At 37.1% G+C, this 240-nt stretch carries 1 protein-coding gene; it reads left to right on the forward strand.

Features of this window, described 5'->3' with window-relative positions:
- Positions 1 to 240, forward strand: a 240-nt coding sequence (locus FC46_RS09955) for a DUF1542 domain-containing protein (protein ID WP_157046848.1), incomplete at both ends; no start/stop codon positions are given.

The following is a 240-nucleotide window of genomic DNA, read 5'->3' on the forward strand; positions in this document are numbered from 1 at the left end:
TAATGATGCCAAGAATGCAATTAAAGAAGCTACTACTTCAGAAGCAGTAGAAACTGCAAAGGATGAAGGTATTACCAACATTAATAATGTTAAAGTTCCAACAACTTCTGAAACTAAGGACCAAGCCAAAACTGACATTACTAACAGTGCTGATGAAGCTAAGAAAGCCATTGATCAAGACAGCAACTTGACTGATGATCAAAAGCAAGCCGCTAAGGATCAAATTGATAGTGACGCTAA

This window comes from Lactobacillus kalixensis DSM 16043 (genome assembly GCF_001434335.1).
Lineage (GTDB): Bacteria > Bacillota > Bacilli > Lactobacillales > Lactobacillaceae > Lactobacillus > Lactobacillus kalixensis.